The 3,009-nt window shown below is 51.7% G+C and carries 2 protein-coding genes; both read right to left on the bottom strand.

Going from position 1 to position 3,009, the window contains the following annotated elements:
- Window positions 1–99: 99 nt before the first annotated feature.
- A complete protein-coding gene (locus ABD892_RS11265; protein ID WP_345195757.1) occupies window positions 100–795 on the bottom strand; it encodes a hypothetical protein in 696 nt (231 codons plus the stop codon).
- Window positions 796–919: 124 nt separating this feature from the next.
- Window positions 920–2,809, bottom strand: a complete 1,890-nt coding sequence (gene parE / locus ABD892_RS11260; protein WP_345195756.1) for a DNA topoisomerase IV subunit B — start codon at window positions 2,807–2,809, stop codon at window positions 920–922.
- Window positions 2,810–3,009: the final 200 nt, after the last annotated feature.

The following is a 3,009-nucleotide window of genomic DNA, read 5'->3' as shown; positions in this document are numbered from 1 at the left end:
GAGAAATATCGGCCATGAAAGGGTTAATCGGGAGGTCAAATCCAATCGGTGGAAAGTGGACATTTTAAATCGGTGCTGACAAATATTTCGTAAATTCGATTATTTACATGGAATTGCATTCCAATATCTATCGTGCTTCTCTTCATGGTACTTTCCAATAAAGCTTGAATTACCAATCATTTCATCTGAAATATCTGTGAAGATAATTCTGTTGACGATTGCGGTATATATGTGTTTTAAAGATTCTTGGTATGTTATTTTGTGTTTTTTTGATAGTTGCATTTTTATTTTTTCTATTTGTATTTTTTTTGTGTTTGTTAGTGTTTTTAAAGTTTCGTATATCTCTGCTGGAATGGTTTTTCCTATTAGGCTTTTTAAGAATTTCATGTTTTTTAATGTTTTACCTCTCTCAATATAATCTCCTGTTACTATTACAAAATTGATGTTGTAGTGATAAAAGCACTGTTTTATCTCACGAAACTTGTTTATCTCGCACTGTGAGGCTGTATAGCCTTTAGGCTTAACTTCGTAAGCTGTAAGCTTATCTAGAATTAACTCTGCCATGAAGTCTGCACGGTATGAATGACCTTCCTGATAAAGATCATAGATTATTGGTTTAGGTTGTGAGATATAACTGCTTACCCTGTCATCAAACTCAAGAAAATAACAGAAGTTATGTTCATTTGGAGATATGCTCTTGACCATCGCCCCCATTTTTTTGCTTGAGAACTTAAATACATGACGACCTGGGGTAAAGTTAAAATCACCAACCCAAGTGTCGAGTATATGTGACATAGCCTTCTCCCATCTGCTAATCAGATTCTGATTTATAGATAAGGGAGAAGGTTACTGTCAAACATTACTAAAAACTATGACAAACTATACAGCCCAAGTGACAATCTTTACTTTACCAATCACCTCATGAAATCTCCACCAGATTACCCTTCGTCTCGAGCCAGGACTTACGATCCGAAGCTCGCTTCTTCGCCAGCATCATGTCCATGATCTGCCGGGTCATGAACATATCCTCGTTGGTCAGCTGTACCAGACGACGGGTGTCTTGGGACATGGTGGTCTCGCGCAGCTGCAGCGGATTCATTTCACCCAGCCCCTTGAAACGCTGCACGTTGATCTTGCCGCGTTTCTTCTCCGCCTTCAGGCGTTCCAGCACCCCTTCCTTTTCCGCATCATCCAGCGCGTAAAACACTTCTTTACCGATATCGATCCGGTACAGCGGCGGCATGGCCACGTAGATGTGTCCCTTGTCGACCAGCGGACGGAAATGCTGCAGGAACAGTGCGCAGAGCAGGGTGGCAATATGAAGGCCGTCGGAGTCCGCATCGGCGAGGATGCAGATCTTGCCATAGCGCAGGCCGCTGATGTCGTCTGAACCCGGGTCAACACCCAGTGCGACGGAAATGTCGTGTATCTCCTGGGAAGAGAGCACTTCGCTGGAATCCACTTCCCAGGTATTCAGGATCTTGCCGCGCAGGGGCATGATGGCCTGGTATTCCCGGTCGCGGGCCTGCTTGGCGGAACCGCCCGCCGAGTCCCCTTCCACCAGGAACAGTTCGGTGCGGGAAACGTCCTGGCTGGAGCAGTCTGCCAGCTTTCCGGGCAGTGCCGGACCCTGGGTGACTTTCTTACGCGCGACTTTTTTCGCCTTACGCATACGACGCTGGGCGTTGCTGATGCACAGTTCCGCCAGCAGTTCGGCCAGGTCGGTATGCTGGTTCAGCCAGAGGCTGAAGGCATCTTTCACGGCGCCAGAAACAAACGCGGCACATTCCCGGGAGGAGAGGCGTTCCTTGGTCTGGCCGGAGAACTGCGGATCAGCCAGCTTGGCGGAGAGCACGTAGCTGCACCGTTCCCAGATGTCGTCCGGCGAGAGCTTGACACCGCGTGGCAGCAGGCTGCGGTATTCGCAGAATTCCCGCATCGCTTCCAGCAGGCCGGTACGCAGGCCGTTGACGTGGGTGCCGCCCTGGGCGGTGGGGATCAGGTTGACGTAGGATTCGGTGGTCAGCTCGCCGCCTTCCGGCAGCCAGACGACGGCCCAGTCCACGGCTTCGGTTTCGCCGGTCAGGTTGCCGGTGAACGGGTGCAGGGGCAGCAGCTCATACCCCTCACAGGCGGCTTTCAGGTAATCGACCAGGCCGTCTTCGTAATGCCAGGTGGTGGTGTCACCCGCGATCAGATCCTTGAACTCAACCTTCAGGCCGGGGCAAAGCACTGCCTTGGCGCGCAGCACATGCTTGAGTTTGCTGACAGAAAACTTGGGGGAATCAAAATACTTGGCGTCCGGCCAGAAGCGAACCGTGGTGCCGGTGTTGCGCTTGCCGCAGGTGTCGATGATCTCCAGTTCGGAGCGTTTGTGGCCGTCGGCAAAACCAATGGTATACACCTGCCCGCCACGGCGGATGGTGATATCCAGCCGGGTGGAGAGCGCGTTCACAACGGAAACACCCACACCGTGCAGACCACCGGAGAACTGGTAGTTCTTGTTGGAGAACTTGCCGCCGGCATGCAGGCGGGTCAGGATCAGTTCAACACCGGAGACCTGGTGCAGCGGGTGAATGTCCACCGGCATGCCACGGCCGTTGTCGGTCACTTCCAGCGACTGGTCCGGATGCAGGATCACCGTGATCTCACTGGCGTGGCCGGCGAGCGCCTCATCGACACTGTTGTCGATGACTTCCTGGGCGAGGTGGTTGGGCCGGGTGGTGTCCGTATACATGCCCGGGCGCTTGCGCACCGGGTCAAGCCCGCTCAGAACCTCAATGGATTCCGCTGTGTAATCGTTACGCATGGTTTCCCTGTACCGAAGTCAAACCTGTAATGCCTGCCGACCGATAGGATGCGGGTCGGTTATTGCAAAATACCACAGTCTATCAAAAAGGGGAGCGAGGGGGTTATCCCTCCATCAGATCCTTAAATCCCGCTTAACCTTGGGAATGTGAGCAAGCTGGCCGTACTTTTGGCAACAGAGTACAGTTTTTGCACAAAACG

Origin of the sequence: Kistimonas scapharcae (assembly GCF_039540975.1) — a bacterium.
GTDB lineage: Bacteria > Pseudomonadota > Gammaproteobacteria > Pseudomonadales > Endozoicomonadaceae > Kistimonas > Kistimonas scapharcae.
This window is presented reverse-complemented; position numbering and strand designations above follow the sequence as displayed.

Coding starts and splice junctions, on each gene's coding strand:
- ABD892_RS11265 (WP_345195757.1), bottom strand. CDS start 795: ATGTCACATATACTCGACACTTGGGTTGGTGATTTTAACTTTACCCCA.
- parE (WP_345195756.1), bottom strand. CDS start 2,809: ATGCGTAACGATTACACAGCGGAATCCATTGAGGTTCTGAGCGGGCTT.